This window comes from Peredibacter starrii, assembly GCF_034259205.1.
Lineage (GTDB): Bacteria > Bdellovibrionota > Bacteriovoracia > Bacteriovoracales > Bacteriovoracaceae > Peredibacter > Peredibacter starrii.
This window is the reverse complement of record NZ_CP139487.1, coordinates 2,030,599-2,055,066: the sequence shown is the minus strand read 5'-3', so window position 1 is coordinate 2,055,066 and position 24,468 is coordinate 2,030,599. Positions and strand designations below refer to the sequence as shown.

The window sequence follows — 24,468 nt, the reverse complement described above, 5'->3', positions numbered from 1 at the left end:
GAACATTACATGAGTCAAAATCAAGGGATCTGGGGAGCAGAGACCAAACACTTTCATCTCCTCACTCCGGATCACGTTATGGAAGCGGCCGAGCTTTGGGGGAAACGTCTCTCAGGGCGAGTCATGGCCCTCAATAGTTTAGAGAACCGCGTTTATGATGTGGAACTCGCTTCTAGTTTTGATTTTGGTAAGGGCTTCAGCCCGACAAATATCATTCTTAAATTTTATCGACCTGGTCGTTGGACCAAAGAACAGATTCTGGAGGAGCACCGCTTTCTAACGACTCTGACAGAATTTGAAGTACCAGTGGTGGCGCCGATTGAGTTTAACGACAATACCCTTCACCTTCATACGGAAACGAACCTTTGGTTCGCGCTCTTTCCCAAGGTGCAAGGCCGCTTAAAAGATGAACTCATTAAAGATGAGATCGATCAAGCAGGTCGCTTGATTGGGCGAATTCATAATATTGGTTCGATGGGAACTTTTGCTCATCGTCTGGCACTTAATCCTCACACTTTTATTGATATTAACCGTGAGGCCCTGGCCCAAACTCAACCCGTTGAGCACGTGAGTTTTCAGCATTACTTAAAACTTCTAGAACAGCTCTCTCCGATGCTGGCTCCTATGTTTACACATCTCACAATTCAAAGACTTCACGGTGATTTTCACCGAGGCAATATCGTATGGACTTCCGCTGGACCTATGGCGGTGGATTTCGATGACTGCCTAAGTGGACCGGTGGAACAAGATTTGTGGTTACTGTTTCCTGGGAAGGATAGCTACAGCTTGGAAGACCGTGATCGTTTTATTTCTGCTTATAAAGAGATGACGAGAAAAGATCATGTAAACCTGGGTCTTACTGAGGCCCTACGTACCATGCGTATGGTTCACTTCAACGCCTGGATTGCTAAGCGCTGGGACGATCATTCTTTCAAACGTGTATTCCCTCAATTTACAAGTGCCAATTACTGGGACCAAGAGCTCATCGACCTTAGAGTTCAGATGGGTCTCATTCAAGACCGCCTTGGCATGGGCTTTGAATAATCTTCTCTCATAATCACGATTTCTGCCGCTTTTGACCCTAAATGGATGTCAAAAGTTTAGACGGTTGTCGATTTATGGGAGGTTGTTATGAAGTTTGGCCTTATGTTGGTGCTGCTTTTAGCGGGTCAAATGTCCTTTGCTCAGACCAAGCGTGAAAAGAAAATCAAAGAAGAGATGCTTAGTCGAGTCGACACCTTAATTGAAAAAGTAGAATCGTCCCGCACTCTTCTTGAAAAAGAAGATGTGGTTGGTGCCTGCGGGAAAATCCAAGAGCTCTTTGAAATCTATCCTGAACACTTGAAGGCCATCGGCTCTCATATGGATCTTTTTAATAGTAAGAATGTTGCCGCCAAGAACCAGGCCCTTGAGCATCTAATTTTTGTGCACCGTCAGTCACTCATTTGTAAGCAAGGTAAAGAGGCTGAATATGTGGACATTGGAAAGCTGGAGAAGAAACTAAAAGTGATGTCAAAAGAGCTTAAAAAACACAGTAAGCTCATTAAGAAAGGTGACACAAATTACGAGAACACTTTCTATTACGAATACGAATTCTAATTCATAAAGCGAAGGGCAGGTTACTCCTGCCCTTTTTTCTGCATCGCCTTCCCTATTCTGGCCGACCGTAACTTGTCTTAGCACAACTCATCTCATAGAAACTTCAATTGTCACAAAGAACGAAGATCATTCGTCTTGCATCTTGTATGGAAATTCAAATGAAGTCGCTTCTTTTATTCGCACTACTCACCCTCATGACTACTTCGGTCAATGCTAAGACCGTTCGCTATGAACTAACTGCGACAAAAGGTAAGGTCAACCTTAGTGGAAAGAAGGACGTTCGCTTTGCCTTGATGCTCAACGGAAGTATTCCCGCTCCTACACTCGAATTCACCGAAGGTGATGAAGCGGAAATCGTTCTTAAAAATGAAATCAAGGATGATGAACTTTCTGTCCATTGGCATGGTATTCTCCTAGATCCTTATATGGATGGTGTCCCCTATGTAAATACGCCACCGATTTTTCCTGGTGAAAGCTTCACTTACAAATTTAAAGTCAGACAGCATGGCACTTACTGGTATCACTCGCACACCAATGTTCAGGAACAGAAAGGTATCTATGGCGCCATTGTGATTCATCCAAAAGAGCGAAGAATCAAATATGATAAAGATCTCGTGGTGGTTTTAAGTGATTGGACGGATGAGAATCCCTCGCAGGTTTTGAAAAACTTAAAAAAAGATGGTGAGTATTATCTCTTCAAGAAGAAAACTGTTCGCTCCTATTGGGGCGCTTATCAAGCTCATTCCTTAAATAACTTTTTCTACAATGAATGGACCAGAATGGGTGGCATGGATCTCTCTGACGTGGGATATGATGCCTTTTTAATCAACGGCAAGAAAGTTCAAGAGCGACCGGATTTCAAACCAGGTGAAATAGTAAGAGTAAGAATCATCAACGCTGCTGCCTCGTCCTACTTCTATGTTGCTTTAGGCGATAATCCCATGCATGTCATCTCGGCCGATGGAGTAGACATAAGACCAACCATGGCAAATGAGTTCTTGATTGGGATGGCGGAGACTTATGATGTTCTTTTCAAAGTACCTGCTGGGAAAAGTACGGAACTGAAAGCAAGTGCTCAAGACGGAACTGGTGAAACCTCTCTTTGGATTGGTGCCGGAGACAAAATTCCCGCCCCAAAAAAAGCAGGTCCGGATCTTTACGCGAAAATGTATATGGGTACAGCATGGGAAACTCTCAAGTACACTGGATCATTTACTAAGCCACCGATGGACATGAGTGCTATGGATCATTCGAAAATGGGCCACGCGCCGATGGATCATTCAAAGATGGACCATTCAACGATGGATCACACAGGACACGCTGGAATGAATCATCATCAAAAAATCATTCAGACTCTAACCGTAAATGATATCGAAGCACCAGCTTCAACTAAGTTCCCCTCATCTCTCCCTCGTCACGATGTAAAACTCGTCTTAGACGGAGACATGGAACGCTACACCTGGTTCATCAATGGAAAATCCATAAGTGAGGATCGAACCATTGAAATCAAACCCAATGAGGTGGTTCGCTTTACCTTCGTGAACAACTCAATGATGCATCATCCGATGCACCTTCATGGACACTTCTTTCGAGTGATTAATCAGTTTAAAGAAAACTCTCCTTTGAAGCACACCCTTGATGTTGCTCCTCATTCAGAAAAGACCATTGAGTTCTATAGTGACGAGCCGGGTGAATGGATGCTCCACTGCCACAACCTCTATCACTTAAAAACAGGTATGGCCCGAGTAGTGAAGTATTCTTCCTTCACGCCTAAACCTGAAATTGCCGCGATCCAGGCCCATGACCCACATCTGCACGATCATGTCTACTATCGAGGGATGCTAGAAGCGGCCACCAATCATGCTCAGGCGCAACTCAATGTGATGAACACTCGAAACGAAATTGAACTCAGAACCGAGTTAAGAAGTGACTTCGGTTGGAAAGGTGAAGGAGACTTCTTCTATAAAAGATGGCTCAACAAGTACACGAACTTCATTGCCGGTAGTACTTTAGTTGAAAGCGAAGGAGCGATTGTTGCAGGTGTGGGTTACATGCTCCCGTTCTTACTTCAGACTCATACACTTATTGATAATCAGGGAAGAATGAGACTCGACGTTGAACGAAGATTTCAATGGACCCAGTATATTTATTCCGATGCTGAATTTACTTTCAGACAAAAACAGCCATCGGAATTTGAAATTTCTTTGATGTATCAGAACAATTGGGCGTGGTCAGCGGGATTAATGTTCACAGAACATAGTGCGGGTGTGGGAGCACAGTATAACTTTTAGATGTTCTATTCGCAAAGTTCGGCCATTTTGTCTTTTTTAGGTAACGAATAGCCTTCTCCGCTGAAGTTACCGTTTGCTTTGACATAGGCGTACAGCCTGTCTTTTGTATTGAAAGTTTTCTTTTCAATAAATCGTGTAATCCTCATGCTCTCTTCTAAACCTGCAACATGCACTAGACAGGAATTAGTATCTAAACTTTTTCTGGCAACCTGGATTGATTTATCCTTGTCCTCCGCCGTCAGGATGCTTAATTGCAAGTATTTGGCCTTCTGTCGTGCTGCTTTTAAGATTCTAGAATCTTTTGAAAACTCATACTCTATCAGGATTTGCACATCATCTCTAATTCCATCTTTATCTGAATCAATACCAGCTAAAGTAGCGTCGTTCCGAATACGATCTGGTTCCTGTACACCTGCAAAGCCATTAACTATACCAATGAGAACATTCAAAAGAACGACGGTCACAAGCTTTCTCATAAACTCCCCTTGTTTCGAAACCTATTCTCGGGGATTTAAGAAGAAACTCTCAAAAGAGATTTCTTAAATTCGGTCGAAATGAATGATTTTCTTGGGATAGATAAAGTTGCATTAGATAAAGAAAAATTAAGAGCAACGAAAAGTTTGCTACTCCTGCCCTTCATCGAACTTCACTCCGACCTTAAATTCAATTTGAGTTTCATCAATCGGTCGATGAGACATAATCTTTCCAACGAGAGGATCATCAAGATCAAACTCATCAAAGCCCACGACATGAATGGTATTACCCTTAGGAAACTTTTCCATCTCCATCGCAACAAAAGCAATTCCACCACGAGACAGATCAAAAAGTTTTAAGAAATGAACTTCCGGGCTTCCATCAACTTTGACTTTCACCCATTTTTCTTTTTTAGGACGAGCACGAGGACTTTCACGCTTGTCCGCATACATCGCCTCTTCTTCATCAATACTAAGAGCAAATTCGTTATTTAAAAATTCCTGGTCACGGCTTGAACGCTCGGCCATGGACTTCACTTTCAGAACATCGCTCTCATCTTCTTCAGGAGCATCGAGATCAATGCGTTTTGTTTTCCAAATTGGTTTTAGATCCATGCCAATCTGGCCATGAATGAGATTTACGTCCTGATCTTCAAGAAGCTTAATTTCGCCGGGTAAATTAAGTGTCATCACCTGACCTTTAATTTCAAAAATCCCGGACTTAAAAATCAACTGACCTTCTTCAGCATAACAATACATAGGATTAAGCTCATCGAGCTTTCCAGTTGGGGTGACAAAGTTCAAGAGACCTTGATCAAGGTGAAAAGAATTGAGACGTGATTCACTGATGACACGTTCTCCGGAATCAAGCACCTGCCACACGATAATTCGCGAATGGTGCTTCAGTAAATGTTTGAAAATTTTCTGGTACGCCAGGTGTCCAGAATCCGACTTAATTACTCTCATTTAAGTTGGTTGCCTTATTGTTTAAGAAAATTTTAGCATATCAATAAGGATTAACAACATTAGTTCAAAGGATTTGTGTGCTTCGACTCGCTCTCTTGTTACTTTGTCTCCCATTTTTGGCCTCTGCTCATGATGTTCAGCTCGTTTCTCAATATGTAGATCTTGGTAAAGCCGGTGGCCGAGGGATTCAGGAGGACTTAATTGGAAGAGTGGATCTGAATCGCAAATGGAAAGTGGGTCTTCAGGGAACATACCTCGAGCGTTTTGATCTTTATGAAAAGCGCGCTGGTGGTTCAGTTCAGTACCGTCCGACTGATACTTTAACTGTTGAGGCCCGTTACCTTCAAGGCATGGGAAATGACATCCTCGCCGAAAAAGACGGTTATCTCGCTGCTTACTATGCACTTGCACCGGGCTACTCCCCTTACTTCATCTATCGTCATGCTGCTTACTCTGTGACAGATATTGATACTTACCAACTGGGCCTTGAGATCGAAAAAATCAGAAACATTATCCTGATCCCGCAAGTCCTTCTTGGAAATGCAACCTTTAAAGCTCCCAATGAAACCAAGGGTGTTTATAGTGTAGGACTTCGTGCAGTTTATTACGAAGAAAGTAATTACTCCCTTTTCGCTTTCGGATACAAAGGCAAAGAGGCCTCACAAGGAATCATCGGTAAATCCAGCATTCTGGTAGACACCACAACTTTCGGTGGAGGCGCGGGTTATAACTTCACTCCGAGCACCAAAGCAGAACTCATCTTTGACCACACTGACTACGAAGAACTAAAAAATCAATTTATGACAACAACACTTAACCTAGTATGGGTGATTTAATGGTACAGGAAATTTGCCTTCTTCTTTTAAAGGCCTCTGCCGTTTATTTTTTGTGTATCAATGTCGTGTATGCGGTACTGATGCTTCTTTCATGGATGAAAATCAAGCGCTATCGCACCCGTCTTAAAGATGAGACGGTAAAAGATCTTCCCGCGGTGAGTTTCATCATTCCGGCCTTCAATGAGGAGTCCTTGATCGTTGAAACGATCCAGACCTATCTTTCTCTGCCTCAAGCGAAGAAAGAGATCATCGTCATTAACGATGGCTCTCATGATCAGACCATGAAGCTTCTGCAAACGATGTTTCAACTTCAAAAAGTACAAGATCGAATTTTTAAATCCATCACACAACCTGAACTGATTGTACTTGAGGCCCCTCACATGGGTAAGGCCCAGGCCCTGAATTATGGTGTGACACATGCGACTTATGATCTCATTTGTACAATGGATGCGGACACAATTCCAACTGCTCGCGGAGTTGAGGCCTGTCTTCGCTCTTTTGCGACGGACTCAAAACTCGTTGCCGTAGGTGGAGTGATTCAGGTCCTTAACTCGCAAGTTCTAAAAGACAACTCACCTCTTGAAGCTCGCTCAAAAGAGTGGCTCACTTCATTTCAACGAATTGAATATCTTCGCGCTTTTGTGTGCGAGAGATTGGGCTGGAGCTTCCTTGGGTCAACACTTCTGATCTCAGGTGCCTTCTGTATGCTTAAGAAAGAGGCCGTGAGAAAAATTGGTGGATTCAATCACCGTTCAATCACTGAAGACTTTGATCTGATCGTGCGTCTACGTCGTGCTTACCAAGGTGAGAACCATCACTTTAAGATTCTTCCCATCACAACTTGTTACACTCAGGTTCCAAGAACGATTAAGCACTTAAGCATTCAGCGTATGCGCTGGCAGATGGGACTAGTTCAGACTCTATCTGAGAATATTTCGCTGTTCTTTAATCCAAATCATGGCCCACTAGGACTATTTGCCATTCCATACTTTTGGTTTGTGGAAGTCCTCTCTCCCGTAGTTGAAGCTTTAGGACTTGTGCTTATTCCCTATGCTCTTTATCAAAACTGGGTGTCACTAGAAACGGTCTTCATGTATCTCGGGATCGGATTATTCTTTAACTTAATCATTACATTGATCGGGGTTTACTTCGATAACAAGTACGTCTCTAAAAAGAAGTACTGGTCTTGTACTCAAAGCACGATTGAAACGCTGTTTTTGCATTTAGGTTATAAGCAGCTGACTTCTTGGTGGAGACTGATCGCCTTATTCAGAAGCTTTAGTAAGAACAAAGCTTGGGGTGATAAGCCAAGAGAAGAAATTATTCACCAGACTCTTTAAAGAACAATAAACGCCCTTCCCACTTCTTGGAAATTTTGCGGTTTTCAGGAAGTGAGAAAGGTTTCTTTCGATAGCCCTGACGACTCGGATCCTTCGCCAAATCCATCTGCTGATTCACTGTATGACGAAAAACATCCATGAGATTCTCATGGGCCGGGTTAGTGTTTTCCATTCCCATACGGTTTAGATCTAAAAGTACCTGGTGAATAGATTCAACGGTCGAGAGACACCCAGGCATCGGCTGATGCTTCACTTTAAATTCTGAAATACGGTCACTTTTAAAGCTCACACGAGGAACGTGATGCAAACTGGTGGTGAGCTTCATCATCTTCTTAGCACATGGCCAGGTCCCGTCGATCACAATGAACTGGGCCTTCTTGGTGACTTTTTGGGCAAGGACATCTGTTCCAAGATCAATCGGTTCCACACCCGGATATAACACGTAGCTCTCATACTCAGGATCATTCAAAATGGCCTGAAACTCTGCGTTCTCATCAAAGCCCACATCCACTACGACCTTAGAGTTCTCTAAAATCAAATGAGAGAAGCGTCCCGTGCCCACCTTCTCTTTTTTGAACTCCATGGGATGCATGAGGATGATAAACCGAGAAGTCGTTTTAAACGGCTTTAGAAGCGCGCACACGCAGGTGAGATTTCGACGTCGGCATTTAAGGCAAAGATTCATGGGGGATTTATACTTCAACGCTCGCTCTGCGCCAAGACCGTTGTTAAACTTTTCGCTAGTGTGCTCCCCACTTTAAGGAGACGAGTATGAAAATGATTCTCGCGATGATTTTATTAGCTCTCTTTGCCAAAGCTCACGGGGCCACACCTATCCAAGTGGACTGCCAAATCAAAAGGCCTGGTTTTACAAAATACGAATTTAATTTCTTGTTCAGGCCCATGGGTTCAGCGGCCTACATTCAATTCGACGGAAATGTTTTTTATGCTCATGATGTGGACATCATTGATTATGAGACATGTCGATATGTGACACTTTTCTCTCATGACGAAAAGAAAATGACCTTTGAGTTTCCAATGAAAAGTTTAAGTAGCACTCGTGAGTATGAAGTTTCCGTAAATCACGGAGAATACACAGCAGTTTGTATTAACCGCCAGCAAGTTTCACTTTAAAGCCAAGTTTTTCAAGGTGGGCCTTGATCTTCTCACGATGGTCCCCTTGAATCTCAATCATGTTGTTCTTATAAGAACCACCAGTACCACACAGGCCCTTTAGTTTCTTCTGAACATCATTGAAGTAAGCTTCATTATTCGGTAACTCAAAAATCACTGTCACAGTTTTTCCACCGCGACTATTTTTTTCGAGACGAATTTTTAACGTGTGCTGAGAGGGAACCATGTCGCCTGCTTTAGGACAAGCGCAAGGATACTTCCCACATTTTGGGCAACGTTTTTTAAAGTTAGGATCATCACTGTAGACGAGTTCGTAATCAGACATAGCACAATTTAAAAGTTGACTCATCCATGAGTCAAGAGCTTCGTGAGAGCGGCCTCATGCCTTAGTTGAACGCAGCACTCGAAAGGATAGTAGCCGTAATCGAAAAGAATCCGAGACCTAATAAGAGAAGCAGTTTTTCCATGCTAATCCTCCCTTCCTTGGAGAGAGTTGTATCCCCCCAATCTTAAGAAAGCCAGCTCTTTTTCTTAAGTTAGAAAATGTAAGTGTAAGAGTTTACTTTATTACAGACCCTGACTTTTCCATGGGGCAGATCACCTGATTATGCTAAGATGGCCCCATGCCTCGCTATATATTGTTTCATAAGCCCTATGGAGTTCTTTCACAGTTTACCCCTGAAGATGGGGCCCGCTCGCTTGCGGAGTTCGATCTCCCGAAGGGAGTCTATGCGGCCGGACGTCTGGATAAAGATTCCGAGGGACTTCTTCTTCTGACGGATGATGGTCCACTGATTGAGAGACTTCTTAATCCTAAGAATGAAAAACAAAAAACTTATTGGGTATTGGTCGAGAGAGTGCCTACAGAAGAGTCTCTGGAGAAAATGCGAAGGGGACTAAAAATCGAAGACTATATGACCAAGCCTTGCGAGGTCAGAATTCTCGATCCACAACCCGAAGTTCCCCCTCGTGATCCTCCAGTGAGATTCCGAAAAAGTGTCACAGATATTTGGCTAGAGATAAAAATCGTTGAGGGCAAGAACCGCCAGGTTAGAAAAATGACCGCGGCCATTGGTCACCCTACTCTGAGACTTATACGAAAGGGAATAGGCCATCTCCAATTAGGGGATCTATCTCTCGGTTCTTACAAGGAATTAACAGACGTTAATCTAGATGAAAAATCCTTTAAATAGATGAAAGATAATTAAGGATTTTGTCCTCGTATATCCTTACATTTCGACCGAAAATGTCTTCATGAAACACACACGTTCAGTAAGCATTTTCATTACGCTGTTGTTCCTGATGGGACAGCTGTCTATGCACAATGCTTATGCTCGTTCGCCTAAGACAAATGAAGTAAATACAGAGGTGGAAATTCAGCCTCTGATTGAATTCAAATACTCTCTTGCGAAATTAGTAGAACTTGTTGAAGACCAAAAACCAGTCGTTGTATCAACTGATGTTACTTATCCAACTTCTGAGTTCCATCTTCTTTCAACCCTCTTAAATTCGCACCACATTTGTCTGCCTCCTCCGGTTAGCGCAGCTTAAGTAAAACAACCCTGAACAAATTTGAAACCTAATTGGAGACCATTATGAAATGGGGACGCGCTATTCTTGTCACAATTTTCGTCATCGGCAGCACTTTCAGTTTGATGAAAAACGCTGAAACTAAAAAACAAACATCTGAGATTTTAATAAAGGAAGTGAGCGCTCCGGCGATTCACTAAGAGGTTATTTATGAAAAACACGAGTGATTTAAAATTCGATTTTATGGCAGGGTTCTCTGTCGCGCTTGTGGCCCTACCACTTTCGATTGGTATTGCCCTCGCTTCAGGCGCACCAGCTTCTGCCGGACTCATTGCCGCTATTATCGGTGGACTACTAGGTTCATGGATGGGTGGCTCTCACGTAACGATTAATGGTCCAGCTGCTGGTCTCATCGTTATTGTTCTTGAAGCAGTTAACAAACTTGGTTTTAGAGGTATGCTTGGTGCTGCCATTGTGGCCGGTGCTCTTCAAGTGGTTTTCGGTCTGATGAAGCTTGCTCGTAAAGGTCTTGCTTTCCCAGTATCAGTTATTCACGGGATGATGGCCTCAATAGGTCTTATCATCATCGCCAAACAATTCCACTTAATGGTGGGTCACGTGCCTGTGAATAAAAACCCACTGATGCTCATTGCTGAAATCCCAATGGCCTTCACAAGCTTTGATACGACAGTATTCATCGTTGGTGCAGTTTCACTTGCCCTTCTTATTACTTGGAACCAAATCACTTGGGCCCCTGCTAAAAAGATTCCAGGTCCTCTCCTAGCGGTCATCGTTGGTGCGGGTCTTGCTTCTTTCATTGGTATGGATCAATCAAAACTTCTTAACATCCCTGCGGACGTTAAAAGCTGGGTGATTTTTCCTGACTTCGCGGCCTTTGGATCATTTGATTTCTGGAAATCTGCCATCACACTTGCTCTAGTTGGTACTCTTGAAACAACTCTTTCGGCCGCGGCAGTTGATAAAATTGATACTCAGAAAAGAAAATCAGACCTTGACCGTGACCTGGTAGCAAAAGGCGCATGTAACATGCTAAGTGCTGCTCTTGGTGGTCTTCCCATGATTGCTGAGATCGTTCGTTCTTCGGCCAACGTTTCTTACGGTGCTAAAACTTGGAGAGCCAACTTCTTCCACGGTGTTCTTATCCTTGTGGCGGTTCTTGCTCTTCCATCAGTACTTGCCTACATCCCTATTGCCGCTCTCGCTGCGATCCTAGTGATGATTGGTTACCGTCTTGGTTCACCAAAACACTTTCACCATGCGCTTCAGATTGGTAAAGATAACCTAACAGGTTTCTTAGTTACACTTCTAGTAACTCTATCTGTTGATCTACTTATGGGGATTTTCCTTGGTGCTCTTGCCCAGTTCGCTGTTGAGATCTATCTAGGACTTAAACTACGTCACAGTCTTAAAGCTTCTTACTCAGTAGAAACACAAATCAGTGGTGGAACTCTTATGAAAGTGGACAGTGCTCTGACTTTCAGTAACTTCCTTGGCGTAAAAGATGAAATCCTTCGTCTGACTGCTGATAAGAAAGAATTTAAACTTGATCTGACTCACTCTCCCTACGTTGACCACAGTGTAATGGATCAGATCCACGATCTAAAAGCTTACTTCCAAAACGTGGGCATTCCGTTCCAGGTGATTATGTCTCCTGAACACTATGCTCTTGGGGTTGATCAGTTGTCTGCGATGAAAAAGAAATTGGCCGCGGCCTAGATCAAATAAAAAGTGCCACTTCGGTGGCACTTTTTATTTGTGCTGATTCGTTTCTTTCTTACGATCTTTATAAGTATCTGACTTATTCATCTGACCGAGACCCAGTCCATAACTCTCCACAACTTTTAGAGAATTAAGAGCGTAGTCCGCGGTGATCTCACCCTTGATGAGCTTTAAGTAAGTCACAATCTTGAGATTAATTTCTTCCGGTGTTTCGTTCAGGGCCTCTAAACGAAACGATCCTACGCCACGTTCTTTAAGCTCCTTCACCAGGAAGCCAGCAGACTGGGGAGTCGCCTTGAAGAACGTATTACGGCATTCCTGATCGGCCTTAAGGAAGTGCATGTTCCCGTATGGATCTTTCAGTTTTACTTCGTGCTTTTCACAAGGCTTGCCGCAATCACGGAATGATGAACCATTCGACATGAAGGCCGCAAACACACAATGCTCCATATGGAACTCAGGCATGTACTGGTGCAGAGTCACTTCCATTTTTGATGGATCAGAGAACTCGAGCATATCCAGTAATTGATCCTGATTAAGATCATACGAAACGTTAACGCTTCCGAGGCCCTTAGACGTTAAGTAATCCAGAGACAGGGAATTAGTCACGTTAAGCGAGAAATCACCAATAAGAGGAATCTGTGACATTTGGCGGAGGTATTCGATAGCACCCAGGTTACGAACCAGGATCAGATCCGGATTACAGCGAATAATCGTATTTAGATTATAGTACTCGGCCGGTTTTAAAATTCGCGTTGTCGCGATTCCCGCTTTCACGCCAAGAGATTTAATTAATTCAACTGAAGCAGCGTAATCTTTCCCGAATTCAAAATCCAGGATCACACTCTTAATGATGTCTTTATGGCCTTGGAAAAGCGCGAAGTTTTCCGCAAAGCCTTCCACCTGTTTCTTAGAACGAAGAAGAATATTAAGACCTGCTTCCGTTTGATTTTTCACCATGGGCTTTAAATCAAAAGTTTCCACGCGGGCACGGCGCTCAATTCGCGCCTGGTTCATTTTCTCAACCAGTTCACGACGAACGTCTTTAAGTTCGCGGTGATTTAGGAAAAGACCTTCTTGAATAAAGCACTCAAAAGTCCCCATTTCATATACTGTCGTGCCTAATGATGAAAGTTCATCTTTTAGAAACTGTTCAGTCATCGGACGGGCCGAAGCCGGAGCAAGATTTGAAATTGTCTGAGCGTAAATTTCACGTCCTTCCGGATCTGTGACCTTCACCAAAAGGGGCTCGTTATAAAGACCTTGAACTAAGAACTTCAATGGGATCTTCTTCATGTGCTCGCGAGAGCTCCATCCTCTTTGAAGATCTTTTGCCTGGGCCTCATTGGAATTAAGGTAAACCTTCATTCCTTTTTCTAGCTTCAGGTCTTTTTGAAGAAGTTCTACTTCAAAGTTTTTACCGATTCTTAAAGCAGTAAAGATCTTTGAGCCCTGATCTTCTTTAGGGCCCGCGAAGAGTAGTCCCATTCCCGCTTTTAGATCACGAGTTGAATCAATCATCACGGCTTTCTTTTTAATTTCCTTGATCGTTCCGATCTCTAGCCCTCGGTGAGCGCTATAAGTACCATCCACAAGTTTCTGGTGATTCACACCATGAAGCCAGCCTGAGAAAAAGCCTCTTGAGTAAGTAGTCGAGAGTTCTTCCGTCCTCTTTTCTAGATTCACCGGAGCGCCATCTAAGACTTCACGATAGTTCTTAGCGGCAGCGGCCACATACTCCGGAGTCTTTAAGCGTCCTTCAACTTTAAATGAATTTACTCCTAGTTCTTTTAACGTCGGCACTTCTTCAATGCCCATTAAGTCCTTAGGAGAAACGAGATATTTTTTTTGTCCGAGATCTTTTTTCACTTCATCAACAAAGAGTTCATACTCTAAGCGGCAGCTCTGTGCACACTGACCGCGGTTAGCACTTCGGCCACCCAATGACTCAGAAGTAAAACACTGGCCAGAGTAGGCCACACAAAGAGCTCCGTGAACAAACACTTCAAGTTCTTTGTCCGTCTTTTCGCGAATGAGCTTAATTTCGTTGATTGAATTCTCGCGGCCCAAAACAAAACGATCGATCTTTAAGTCATCGACGAGTTTAATCGCGTCTGGATTTGTGACCGTCATCTGAGTCGAAGCGTGAATGCGCTGATTGGGTGCCATAGCACGAATAAGTTTTGCGAGCCCCAGGTCCTGCACGATGAAAGCATCAGGACCCATCGGAAGAATCTCTTTGAGGGTCTCTATCACTTTTGGATATTCATCCTGAAAGATCACCACATTGAAGGCAAGATTTACTCTCACACCATAGAGGTGGCACAGGTCGATCATTTCCTTCAGCTCGGCCATGGTGAGGTCAGCACTTCTGCCTCGGGCATTGAAAAAGGGAACACCAACATAAATGGCGTCTGCGCCATAATGCACAGCAGCCAGACACATGGCCATATTACCGACAGGGAGTAGAAGTTCAGAATTCATAAGTTAGGAGTTTTAGCTTAAAGGAAATCAACTTGGCCATCTCTCTTGTGAAGCTTAAGATGCTCTCTCATTTTGTTTAGGAAATATTTACAGCATTTCCTCTTTTTTCGATCAGAGTTTTAATCAAAGTTACCACTAAATCTTCAAATCACGGGACCTTCATGAAAGTTCTTCAAACTGCGGCCCTTTTTCTTGCTTTGGGCATCTCAAATTCGCTTCTCGCTAAGCCCCTGCACATCATTCACACCAATGATCTTCATTCGTATTTTCAGGGCACGCGCGGTGGAATTGGTGGTTATGCCCAGCTGAAGAAAGTGATTGATGAACTTAGAGCTGATTCTAAGGCAAAAGGTATTCCGTCGATTTACTTAGATGGTGGCGATTTTGGTGAAGGTTCGAGCTTTTATTTTTCAAATCAAGGAGTGGATTCCCTACGTGCACTGGATATGTTGGGCGTTGATGTAACGGTTCTCGGGAACCATGATTTTATTCTGGGTGGAAAAGAACTACGGAATCAAATCCGTGATGCTGAACTTAAAGCGAAAATTCTTTCTGCCAATTTAAAGGGCAAACGCTGGATGGGTCTCTCTGGCCTCATGCCCGACTACATGGACTATAACTTAGACGGAATGAAAGTTCGCGTCTTTGGACTTACCACAAATGAGATTCACTACATGTATCCCATTCGCCCTCTGGGCTGGATCGCGGACCCTCATAAAACAGGTGTGAAGCAAGCGAACAAGGCGATTAAAGATGGCGTCGATTATCTCATTGGTCTGACTCACATTGGTCTAGAGCAAGATAGAAAACTGGTTAAGAACACACGCACGATTGACCTCATCGTGGGTGGCCACTCGCACATCCGCCTTGAGAAACCAGAGCATGTTAAAAATTTAAGTGGCCGACAGATTCCAATAATTCAGGCCGGTGCTCACTCTGGATATGTGGGTTCCATGATTGTGGATATTAAAGGCAAAGGTCAGGCGGAAATTCTCGATTACAAGATGATCGATATTTTTAAAGACATGCCTCAGGACGAAGAGATGAGAAACTTCGTAGGCACGGCCTATATCAATCGTGAGCAATACTTCGGTCGCAATTGGGATGAAGTGATTGGTTTTTCCGATATCACACTGAGCGGAAATTATAACGGCCAGGACACTCAAACCAGAACTTGTTGGTCTCGTCACATCGCTCGCCTTACCCGCGAAGCCGCGAAAACTGAACTAGGTCTTCAGTTTGATGTGTTTCAGGGTGAACAAATTCCAGCGGGCCCCATTACATTTGGTGATATGGTGGATAACTTTCCTCATTTCAGACGTTGGGGAGATCAGGGGTGGAACGTGGCCCGTGCTCGCATTTCAGGTTTTGTCTTAAAACAAATTCTCAATGCATTCGCCGGATCCGAAGTGGGTCTGCAAGTGATGATCGATGGGATCAAGGTTCAGGATAAAACAGGTCATGAAGTCCCTTATGACCCAACCGTTCACACAGCTGAAGCGGCCATCATTAATGGTGAGCAGATCAGAAATCTCCGCTACTACTCGATCGCTCTTCCCAGCGAAGTTCCATATGGGATGGAAAAACTCTTAAACATTTTTGGTCGTGTGATTCTCCATCGTCTGGATTATCTCGAGACCAAAAACTACTGGCCGTTGCTGGAAGAATACATCCAGAAGAATTCACCTCTTCGTTGTTTGAACGATTAAATTCAATGTGGGCTCATCAGGCTTGATTAATTGCAGACTTCTCCAAAGAGGCTGCCTGTGCCTGGCGTTCCACCTTGGTCACAACTGACAACAAGACCAGGATTTTTAGAGGTGAAAATGTTACTTGAATTAGTAACATTTGTGACGTTCCATCCATTTGCGTTAAGTGAAGTCAGATTGGTTGTAGCATAGAACATGTAGGCCATTGATGTGACTGCCGTCGTATTGAAGTTAGACAGATTAAGACTTGTTAACGAGCTGGCATTGCGAAACATACTCACCATACTGGTTACAGAAGAAGTATTAAAGTTTGCCAGATCAAGACTCGTGAGCGAACTTGCCTGGTAAAACATACCACTCATATTTGTGACAGCAGAAGTGTTAAAGCTCGACAGGTTGAGACTCGTGAGTGAACTTGCTCCTTCAAACATACTGCCCATGCTTGTTACTGCAGCGGTGTTAAAACCCGATAAATTGAGACTTGTCAGGGAACTTGCATTTTGAAACATACTGGCCATATTTGTCACGGCCGAGGTGATGAAGTTTGAAAGATCAAGGCTGGTTAACGAGCTTGCCTGGTAAAACATTCGCCCCATATTTACAACAGAAGATGTATTAAAGCTTGATAAGTTGAGACTTGTTAGGGCACTTGCATTTTCAAACATACTGCCCATATTGGTGACTGCGGCCGTGTTAAAGCCTGAAAGATTAAGGCTTGTTAGTGAAGTTACACCCTGGAACATACTCATCATGGTTGTGACTGCTGAGGTATCAAAGCCCGATAAATCAAGCGTCGTTAGACCCGTTGATTGAAAAAACATATAAGACATATCGGTCACTGAAACTGTATTAAAATCTGAAAGATCAAGACTGGTGAGTGAGCTTAAACTTGTAAACATACTCGACATGTTAGTAACTGCAGCGGTATTGAAACCTGATAAATTGAGACTTACCAGTGAACTACCGCCAGTAAACATATAAGTCATATTTGTAACCAGGGAAGTATTAAAATTTGACAAATCAAGATGGGTTAGCGAAGTGACGCCAAAAAACATGTATGACATATTTGTGACTGCAGATGTATTAAAAGTTGAAACATCAAGGGCCGTTAATGAACTGGTCCCTCTAAACATTGAAGTCATATCCGTAACCAAAGATGTATCTCCTCCGGCAAATGAGACTAGGTTTGAACATCCATAGAACGCATTACTTAAATTCTTCCATCCAACTTTTCCCAGATCAGTAACTTCAATAATTTTTGCCCTACTTCCAGTGTTATTGAAGTACCAAGCTTCAACGAGCCCATTTATCGTGACAGTATAGTCACCGGCAACAGCGTAAATGTGAGTACGGTCCGTATCAAAAGTTGAGGTAACAGTTGAAACTGGAGACCCGTCACCCCAATCAACAGTAAAGTTATAATTGAATCCGGCCCTCAGTGGTAAAGATATTGACTCTGAAGCCGTTGTCGTTCGCCAGATTGAAATAAATGGCCTCGGAGCACTGTCCACTTTAATTCTAAAGATCTCATCGTCACTGAGTGAACCATCACTACCTATTATACTAAACTCATAGTCGCCAGCTTGCCCTATGATCGGCGTCCAACTAAATACACCTGTTGATGTTGTGAATGTGGCCCCAGCTAATCCTGAACAATTAGAACTTGCCGCCACAGTTCCATCAATAATTTGATCATAAAAGCAAGAGTAGCTTAAAGTTTGAGAATCTGAATCCAAATCCAACCCCAATTCTCCTGCATCAATAGTCGCAATCGCTGTATTCTCAACAGCGCCCATTTGATCTGAGATTGAATCAAGTACAGGGGGATCATTAATAGCATTTATTGAAATTGTGACTATTGTTTCGAGGGCGGAATTTTCGGTCCCATCATTGGCAAGGTAGCGAAAGCTATCAGAACCATTAAAATTTGCGTTGGGCGTATAGTTGCAATTTAAATCACTGTCACTTGCAATACAATTTGAAAGTACTCCATTTAAAGGAGCAGCCGTAATCGTATACGTTATAGGATCTGAATCAACATCAGTGGCGGCCGGTGCATTGAAATTCAAAAGAGTGTCTTCGTCACCCGAAATTGAAACATTCACTCCGGCCACAGGAGCATCGTTTACATTGGTAATACTCAAACTGGCTTCACTGGTATTTGAGGCCATTGAATCCACAAACACAGTGAATTTAAAACCGGCGGCTCCGTAAAAATCATTTACTCCTGTGATGCCAACAGTACAAATGCCACTCAAATCACAAGAACAAGGAGTTGAGATATAAACACTGTCCAGATCCTCTAGGCTACAGGCCGTGGCAAGTGCATTGCCTGATGCAGAGTAATCCAGGGTAATCAGAGATTCACTGTCTTCAGCAAATGCACCTGGATGTATATTATTGGCCACAGGTCCAAGAGGTTTTTTATTTATAGAATAAATTATTGCAGATATTTTTCCTTGGGTTACAGGAGAAACACAGGACACAAAAGTAAATAAAAATAGGACGTTAATAAGATTTAACATTTACAATTAACCCTATCGGGTAAATCTTAATAAAATATTAAAACTTTATGATCCTTATAAATGACTATTTTTCGATAACTTCACCGAGCAGTTGAATCTCTGATAAAAGAGAAGAGTTTAAAACTGATTCGTTCTTAAAAGCACCAGGGTACAGGCGTTTTCCACTTGAATACCGTTTTTCGCAAGAGCGGCTTCAAGACGTGGGTTCTCAGCGCCTGGATTAAAGATCACGCGTTTTGGATTTACTGCGATCAAATCCTTCTCGTATTTGTCAGAAATCGCCGGATTCACATAGACTGTTACTGTGTCGATTTTTTGACCGGCAAGGTCCCCTAGATTGTGAGTGACTTTAACCCCACGGACCACTTCTTCACGGGGATGAACCGGCACCGGTGTATGCCCATACTCTTCCAGCATTTCCATAGCTTTATATGAATACCTATTGGTGTCAGAGGACGCTCCAATAACTGCAACAACTTCCATGGCCTCTCCTTAAAAAAAACGTTAAAATAACTCTAAAAAGTGAGTCTATATGACGTTTGTAACTAAAACATTTTACTCTCAAGAAGATCTTGTTCGTCACCTCAAGGCGCATCAACCGAGCTTCTATTTCTCATCAAAAACCTCAACTGTTATCCCTTACGATAAGCTTGAAACACTTCTGCCGTGGAAAAAAGACGGGGAATACTTCCTGTGTGATCTTTCAAAACTTCCGGCCCATATGGAAGTTAAAGAGAACGGAAATCTGGTTCTTCGTGGGGCTGTTTCTTGGGAAGAGGCGAAGAAGTTTCTGCGCTCAAAAGGTAGAAACCTTAAAACGTCCCCGACTGAACAACTGGCCCTCATCACGGCCGGTATCGCGACATCTTGTACGGGTGAACGTTGTTTTGCTTTCGGAAATATGCGCTCTCAAGTGGTGCGCTTAAAATACTTAGACTTTAACGGTGAAGAAAAAGAACTGAAAAGAGAAGACGAATTTAAATCTGCTTCCTCGGCCCTTGCTGCCTATCAGAGTGACTTCAAACACTATCAAAACTTCAAGAACGCTCCTTACCCACGGTTTGAAAAGGCCATCGATCTTATGATTGGTACCGAGGGACAACTAGGACTTGTGACTGAAGTGGAAATTGAAACAACTGATAATGAGCCAGTGACTTATGTGTTCACTCTCCTTCCTCGTTGGGAAGAAGATTTCACGGCCCACATGGAAATCTTCCATGCCGTTCAGTCTCACCGTGATGCCATTATCTCGTGTGAGCTTCTCGACGCTAACTGTATGAACTACTTAAAGCCAGATGAAAAACTTGGTAACAACCAGGACGTTATCTTCTTAGAAGTAAAAAGCAGTGCCTTTGAAGACATCTACGCTAATGTTCTTTGTAACCTGACTCATACTTCTGCAGACAATGTTTTTGAGATTGCTGAGAACAAGTTCCACCACGTTCGTGCGGGTGTTCCTCGTGCTATTTTCGAAGTGAACTCTCAGATGGGTGTGGTTAAAATCGGAACTGACGTTCAGGTATCTCCGGATAAATTCGAAGACCTCCTGGAGTTCTACCGTAAGGCCGCTCAGGTCGGAGTTCGTTATTGCCTCTTCGGTCACTTCGGAGACGCTCACCTTCACTTCAACTACATGCCGACAAAAGATGAGTCGGCGAAGTGCCTGGATGAGATTCAAAAATTGTATGACGAAGTTCTGGCCTGGAAAGGCTCGCCATTTGCTGAGCATGGAATCGGTCTTTTAAAACAAAAATACATCAAGCGCTTCCATGGAAAAAACCAATTGGATCTTTTCCATGATCTAAAAAAAGAACATGATCCTTACAATCAGTTCTTCCCGCAAGGGTTTATGAACGAAGGGCTATAAGCGCAATTTCCTGGCGGTGGGATGGAAGATATTTCAGCTCCACCGTCTTGAAGCCTTGTTTACGGAACTGCTCCCTCACACTCGCCACAACTTCCAGATGCTTTGACTGATTCATTTTAAGTGTAAGTACCAATCCACGCGGATTCAAAAACGTAAGCATGCGATAAACTTCTTTGAGCACCACGGTCGGTGGAAGATTAATGTCGCTAATGATCCAATCCACATCTTCTTTGAAATTGTTTTCAATGATCGTCTCAAAAGGACGACGGATGTGTTTGAAATTGATGTTACTTGTAACTCGTTTATCCATCTCGGCCGGATCTACTCCTAGCACGATCATGTCTTGTTCAAGAAGGAAGAGACTTGCTCCGCCCGGTGCAGAACCTAATTCCAGCACGCGTTCTTGGTGATCAAAAGGAAGATCAAAAGCTTCGAAGGCCTCAGCGAGCTTATAATAAGCGCGAGAGGGAACGTCTTTAACTTCGATGGAACTGACTTCTCCAGGAGTTTGAAAGTGGTTACTCTTCAATTGATAATTTCCTACCCAGAATTCATCCGGTCCAATCATCATCACCAAAGTAACAGTTTCCCCGACTTTATAAAGTGTCTTGTCAGACATCTGGGCCAGCTCAGTCGGAATATTTAACTCCTCATCTCTTTTCCAAACCCAGCACTTTGATAGTTTAAGGTCATTAAGTTTGAACTTCCCCTGACACTCCCCACTGACACGGGCAAAGAGTGGACGAAAATCTAAAGGTTTCTCCCCTTTAAAAGTCAGAAAACCAGGTCTAGAATAGCTCAGTCTTAATTCAGGATATCGAATAGAAATCTCTTCTTTGAGAAGTGGTTCAGCATCAACATTAGTGAGTACAAAATAGAAATAGGCCATTGATAATGAATATCAGAGAATTCGTTTTTAATCTCCAAAAAGTTTATGAAGAAATGGGGCAGACTTTTTCTGGCTATCAAAAGAGTACTGGACTCGGTTGTTTAAATGGTTGCGGCCGCTGTTGTCTTAATCCAGAAATTGAGGCCAGCGTGCTTGAAATGCTTCCCTTTGCGCTGAAAATTCATGATGAAGGTAAAACTGAGGAATGGTTTCAGAAATTAGAGATCTCAACTCAGGAGCACTGTCTCTTACTGGTTTCAACGGGTGAAACTGGTCAGGGGTACTGCAGCTCTTACCAGGAACGCCCATCTATCTGCCGGATGTTTGGGGTGGCAGGCACCCGCGACAAACACCAAAAGATTGCTCTCTCTATCTGTAAATACATTAAAGAATCCCAACCAGAATTAAGCCGCCAAATGAACGCGGAACAAGATCCAACTACACCACTCATTCCTTTGTGGACTTCAAAACTCGCTACACTCGATCCCGAACTCATTCAAAAAAAGCTTCCAATCAACCTCGCCATCAAGGGGGCGTTGGAAAAAGTTTCACTTTACGCTCAGTACCAGAACCTTTGATCACATCTTTTTACATCTCGTGTCACGTCGGAATTATTTATTTTTAATTCTGATATTTAATTCATCTTTGTCTAGATAACGTTAAGACGAAGTATTAGTAAAAATTATGTGACAATTAAGATCAACTATCCTACGCTTTTCCAAAAAAAATTCATAAAACCAACCAAGGAATTGCATGAAAGGTTTAACTCTCATTCTTTTGGCCATGCTGGCCACAACGGTTTTCGCTCAGGAAAACCAACGTCTTCCAAACGGCCACTGGGCCTATTACGGTGAAGAATTCTACCGTGTTGCTTCAACTAAAACTTTCGACCGTTCAGTTTTCTTGAAAATCTTCAACGAAAATCACCACTCGTCTCCGGGAAAATACGACGTAATCACGTCTGAATGTAAAGGCAGATGCTACCGTCATTTTTCTGTTGGCTATAGCAAAGCACGTCTTATCATGTTCGGCGAACTTGACGTTCAAAGAGATAACAGCGGAACTTACGTTTTGGATGTTTATTGTGGGAAGAAATTCTACTACAACAACCTAAACGAAGTTTCTCAAATGCACGCTCAAGTAAACATCGAGCACACATGGCCTCAAAGCCGTTTCAACGGAAACTTTCCTCGTGAAATGCAAAAATCAGACATGCACCACCTCTACCTGACTGACTCACAAGCAAATGCAGTTCGCGGTAACTCTCCATTCGGTGTTGTTGAAGCTGGTAAAAATGAAATGGGCGGCGAAGGCTGTCGTTTCAGCCGCTTCGGTATCGTAGATGGTCAAGATGGCGCTTATACTCCACCTCCATCTCACCGTGGAAACGTAGCTCGAGCTCTTTTCTACTTCGCGCTTCACTACAACCTAGGTATCAGCAGCTCTGAAGAAAGAGTTCTTCGTCAATGGCACAAGCAAGATCCAGTTGATCCAGCTGAAACTCGTCGTCACGAAATGATCGCAAAATACCAAAAAGTGCGTAACCCTTTCGTTGATCACCCTGAACTGGTTGATAAAGTTCTAGATTTCTAAATATCTCTGCGGCACTGGCAACAGTGCCGCATTGCACTCTCCCTCTAATTCCTTCACAAATTCAAGCCTTAGCGGTACCCTTTGAGCCTCTATTCTCTCTAAGGAGTTCCTATGTCTGGATTCAATAAAGTCGTAAAGACTTACGATGAGGCCCTCGCTGGTCTCAAAGACAATATGTTTTTAATGGTGGGTGGTTTTGGCCTTTGTGGGATTCCAGAAAACCTTATCCAAAAAGTTCATGACCTCGGTGTTAAAGGTCTAACCATCGCTTCAAACAACGCGGGCGTTGATGGTTTTGGTCTTGGGATCCTTCTTGAGAAAAAACAAGTAAAGAAAATGTACTCTTCATATGTGGGCGAGAACGCTCTGTTTGAGAAACAAGTTCTAAGTGGCGAGCTTGAACTTGAACTTACTCCACAAGGTACACTTGCTGAGAAAATCCGTGCCGCAGGTGCCGGTATTCCAGGTTTTTTCACTGCAACTGGTTTCGGAACTCAAATTGCTGAAGGCAAAGACGTTAAAATGTTTAACGGTCGCCCTTATATTCTTGAGCCAGCTTTCCCGAAGGCTGATTTCGCTCTGGTGAAAGCTTGGAAAGCAGACAAATACGGAAACCTTATCTTCAGAAAAACTGCCGCAAACTTCAATCCTATGATCGCGACTGCCGGGAAAATCACAGTGGCAGAAGTTGAAGAGATTGTTGAACCAGGCGAGCTTGATCCAAATTTCATTCACGTGCCAGGCATTTATGTCAATCGCCTAATCGTGGGTAAGTTTGAGAAAAGAATCGAGCAAAGAACAATTAAGAAATAAGGACAAATCATATGGCACTTTCAAGAGAACAAATCGCTCAAAGAATCGCGAAAGAACTTCGTGATGGTTATTATGTAAACCTCGGTATCGGTATCCCTACTCTCGTGGCCAATTACATTCCGAAAGGGATGGAAGTGATGTTCCAATCTGAGAACGGCATTCTTGGTATGGGTGAGTTCCCGACTGAAGAAACAATCGATCCGGATCTTATCAATGCTGGTAAGCAAACTGTTACTGTTATTAAAGGTGCTGCTTTCTTTTCATCGGCCGATTCATTTGCCATGATTCGTGGTGGTCACGTTGATCTAACAGTACTTGGTGCTTTTGAAGTAGATTCAACTGGTGCCCTTGCTTCTTGGATGATTCCAGGAAAACTTGTTAAAGGTATGGGCGGCGCCATGGATCTAGTGGCCGGTGCGGAAAATATCATCGTTGCCATGTCTCACGCTTCTAAAACTGGAGAATCAAAAATTCTGAAGAAATGTTCACTTCCACTTACTGGTGTTAACTGTGTGAAGCTGGTAGTGACGGATCTAGCGGTTCTTCGTCTTGAGAATGGCAAATTCCATCTTCTTGAAAGAGCACCTGGTGTAACGGTTGAAGAAATTCAAAAACTCACTGAAGCTGAGTTAGTGATTCCGGCCAACGTTCCTGAAATGACTTTCTAAAAAGAAAGGGC

Annotated in this window: 24 protein-coding genes; 16 read left to right on the top strand and 8 right to left on the bottom strand. The window is 43.2% G+C overall.

The window, feature by feature from the left end; all coding sequences use genetic code 11:
- Positions 1–9: 9 nt before the first annotated feature.
- The 3 genes from SOO65_RS10465 to SOO65_RS10455 all read left to right on the top strand — a co-directional run bounded on the left by SOO65_RS10465 (position 10) and on the right by SOO65_RS10455 (position 3,890).
- Positions 10–1,044: a serine/threonine protein kinase gene (locus tag SOO65_RS10465; protein WP_321400112.1), complete on the top strand. Its 1,035-nt coding sequence runs from the start codon at positions 10–12 to the stop codon at positions 1,042–1,044.
- A gap of 87 nt (positions 1,045–1,131) precedes the next feature.
- A complete protein-coding gene (locus SOO65_RS10460; RefSeq protein WP_321400110.1) occupies positions 1,132–1,599 on the top strand; it encodes a hypothetical protein in 468 nt (155 codons plus the stop codon).
- A 107-nt stretch (positions 1,600–1,706) separates the two neighbouring features.
- Positions 1,707–3,890, top strand: a complete 2,184-nt coding sequence (locus tag SOO65_RS10455; RefSeq protein ID WP_321400108.1) for a multicopper oxidase family protein — start codon at positions 1,707–1,709, stop codon at positions 3,888–3,890.
- 5 nt (positions 3,891–3,895) lie between these two features.
- Here SOO65_RS10455 and SOO65_RS10450 read toward each other — a convergent pair whose 3' ends face one another.
- Both SOO65_RS10450 and SOO65_RS10445 read right to left on the bottom strand, forming a co-directional pair.
- Complete coding sequence (locus SOO65_RS10450) at positions 3,896–4,366, bottom strand: hypothetical protein (RefSeq protein WP_321400106.1); 471 nt, start codon at positions 4,364–4,366, stop codon at positions 3,896–3,898.
- Between the two features lie 147 nt (positions 4,367–4,513).
- Entirely contained in the window at positions 4,514–5,329 is an 816-nt protein-coding gene (locus SOO65_RS10445) for a PilZ domain-containing protein (protein WP_321400104.1), read from the bottom strand.
- A gap of 77 nt (positions 5,330–5,406) precedes the next feature.
- Here SOO65_RS10445 and SOO65_RS10440 point away from each other — a divergent pair, with 77 nt between their 5' ends.
- Positions 5,407–6,165 carry a hypothetical protein gene (locus SOO65_RS10440; protein WP_321400102.1) on the top strand — a complete coding sequence of 253 codons (759 nt, stop codon included), beginning with the start codon at positions 5,407–5,409 and terminating at the stop codon, positions 6,163–6,165.
- Complete coding sequence (locus SOO65_RS10435; protein WP_321400100.1) at positions 6,165–7,505, top strand: glycosyltransferase family 2 protein; 1,341 nt, start codon at positions 6,165–6,167, stop codon at positions 7,503–7,505. The genes SOO65_RS10440 and SOO65_RS10435 overlap by 1 nt, the downstream gene beginning before the upstream one ends.
- Here SOO65_RS10435 and SOO65_RS10430 read toward each other — a convergent pair.
- On the bottom strand, positions 7,486–8,190 hold the full coding sequence (locus SOO65_RS10430; RefSeq protein WP_321400098.1) for a tRNA-uridine aminocarboxypropyltransferase: 705 nt from the start codon (positions 8,188–8,190) through the stop codon (positions 7,486–7,488). The genes SOO65_RS10435 and SOO65_RS10430 overlap by 20 nt on opposite strands.
- 86 nt (positions 8,191–8,276) lie before the next feature.
- Between SOO65_RS10430 and SOO65_RS10425 the strand changes: the two genes are divergently transcribed.
- Positions 8,277–8,639 (top strand): hypothetical protein, encoded by a 363-nt coding sequence (locus SOO65_RS10425; RefSeq protein WP_321400096.1) that lies wholly within the window; start codon positions 8,277–8,279, stop codon positions 8,637–8,639.
- On the opposite strand, the gene SOO65_RS10420 is transcribed toward SOO65_RS10425, so the two are convergent.
- Positions 8,614–8,964 (bottom strand): translation initiation factor, encoded by a 351-nt coding sequence (locus tag SOO65_RS10420; protein WP_321400094.1) that lies wholly within the window; start codon positions 8,962–8,964, stop codon positions 8,614–8,616. The genes SOO65_RS10425 and SOO65_RS10420 overlap by 26 nt on opposite strands.
- Before the next feature lie 298 nt (positions 8,965–9,262).
- Here SOO65_RS10420 and SOO65_RS10415 point away from each other — a divergent pair, with 298 nt between their 5' ends.
- The 4 genes from SOO65_RS10415 to SOO65_RS10400 all read left to right on the top strand — a co-directional run bounded on the left by SOO65_RS10415 (position 9,263) and on the right by SOO65_RS10400 (position 11,906).
- Positions 9,263–9,832, top strand: coding sequence for a pseudouridine synthase (locus SOO65_RS10415; protein WP_321400092.1), 570 nt, complete (start codon positions 9,263–9,265; stop codon positions 9,830–9,832).
- A 61-nt stretch (positions 9,833–9,893) separates the two neighbouring features.
- Positions 9,894–10,190 carry a hypothetical protein gene (locus SOO65_RS10410; RefSeq protein WP_321400090.1) on the top strand — a complete coding sequence of 99 codons (297 nt, stop codon included), beginning with the start codon at positions 9,894–9,896 and terminating at the stop codon, positions 10,188–10,190.
- 44 nt (positions 10,191–10,234) lie between these two features.
- On the top strand, positions 10,235–10,369 hold the full coding sequence (locus SOO65_RS10405; RefSeq protein WP_321400088.1) for a hypothetical protein: 135 nt from the start codon (positions 10,235–10,237) through the stop codon (positions 10,367–10,369).
- A gap of 10 nt (positions 10,370–10,379) precedes the next feature.
- Positions 10,380–11,906 (top strand): SulP family inorganic anion transporter, encoded by a 1,527-nt coding sequence (locus SOO65_RS10400; RefSeq protein ID WP_321400086.1) that lies wholly within the window; start codon positions 10,380–10,382, stop codon positions 11,904–11,906.
- A 33-nt stretch (positions 11,907–11,939) separates the two neighbouring features.
- Here SOO65_RS10400 and SOO65_RS10395 read toward each other — a convergent pair whose 3' ends face one another.
- Positions 11,940–14,393: a U32 family peptidase gene (locus SOO65_RS10395; protein ID WP_321400084.1), complete on the bottom strand. Its 2,454-nt coding sequence runs from the start codon at positions 14,391–14,393 to the stop codon at positions 11,940–11,942.
- Between the two features lie 161 nt (positions 14,394–14,554).
- Between SOO65_RS10395 and SOO65_RS10390 the strand changes: the two genes are divergently transcribed.
- Complete coding sequence (locus tag SOO65_RS10390) at positions 14,555–16,102, top strand: bifunctional metallophosphatase/5'-nucleotidase (protein WP_321400082.1); 1,548 nt, start codon at positions 14,555–14,557, stop codon at positions 16,100–16,102.
- A gap of 26 nt (positions 16,103–16,128) precedes the next feature.
- On the opposite strand, the gene SOO65_RS10385 is transcribed toward SOO65_RS10390, so the two are convergent.
- Positions 16,129–18,510 (bottom strand): BspA family leucine-rich repeat surface protein, encoded by a 2,382-nt coding sequence (locus SOO65_RS10385; protein ID WP_321400080.1) that lies wholly within the window; start codon positions 18,508–18,510, stop codon positions 16,129–16,131.
- 234 nt (positions 18,511–18,744) lie between these two features.
- Entirely contained in the window at positions 18,745–19,110 is a 366-nt protein-coding gene (locus tag SOO65_RS10380) for a CoA-binding protein (RefSeq protein WP_321400078.1), read from the bottom strand.
- 49 nt (positions 19,111–19,159) lie between these two features.
- Between SOO65_RS10380 and SOO65_RS10375 the strand changes: the two genes are divergently transcribed.
- Positions 19,160–20,494, top strand: coding sequence for an FAD-binding oxidoreductase (locus SOO65_RS10375; RefSeq protein WP_321400076.1), 1,335 nt, complete (start codon positions 19,160–19,162; stop codon positions 20,492–20,494).
- Here SOO65_RS10375 and SOO65_RS10370 read toward each other — a convergent pair.
- Positions 20,475–21,383, bottom strand: a complete 909-nt coding sequence (locus SOO65_RS10370; RefSeq protein WP_321400074.1) for an SAM-dependent methyltransferase — start codon at positions 21,381–21,383, stop codon at positions 20,475–20,477. The genes SOO65_RS10375 and SOO65_RS10370 overlap by 20 nt on opposite strands.
- Positions 21,384–21,388: 5 nt before the next feature.
- On the opposite strand from SOO65_RS10370, the gene SOO65_RS10365 reads away from it, so the two are divergent.
- From SOO65_RS10365 to SOO65_RS10350, 4 genes are all read left to right on the top strand, one after another.
- Positions 21,389–21,961 (top strand): YkgJ family cysteine cluster protein, encoded by a 573-nt coding sequence (locus tag SOO65_RS10365; RefSeq protein ID WP_321400073.1) that lies wholly within the window; start codon positions 21,389–21,391, stop codon positions 21,959–21,961.
- A gap of 175 nt (positions 21,962–22,136) precedes the next feature.
- Positions 22,137–22,976 (top strand): endonuclease I family protein, encoded by an 840-nt coding sequence (locus SOO65_RS10360; protein WP_321400071.1) that lies wholly within the window; start codon positions 22,137–22,139, stop codon positions 22,974–22,976.
- 111 nt (positions 22,977–23,087) lie between these two features.
- Positions 23,088–23,789 (top strand): CoA transferase subunit A, encoded by a 702-nt coding sequence (locus SOO65_RS10355; protein WP_321400069.1) that lies wholly within the window; start codon positions 23,088–23,090, stop codon positions 23,787–23,789.
- Positions 23,790–23,800: 11 nt separating this feature from the next.
- On the top strand, positions 23,801–24,457 hold the full coding sequence (locus tag SOO65_RS10350) for a CoA transferase subunit B (RefSeq protein WP_321400067.1): 657 nt from the start codon (positions 23,801–23,803) through the stop codon (positions 24,455–24,457).
- Positions 24,458–24,468 lie beyond the last annotated feature (11 nt).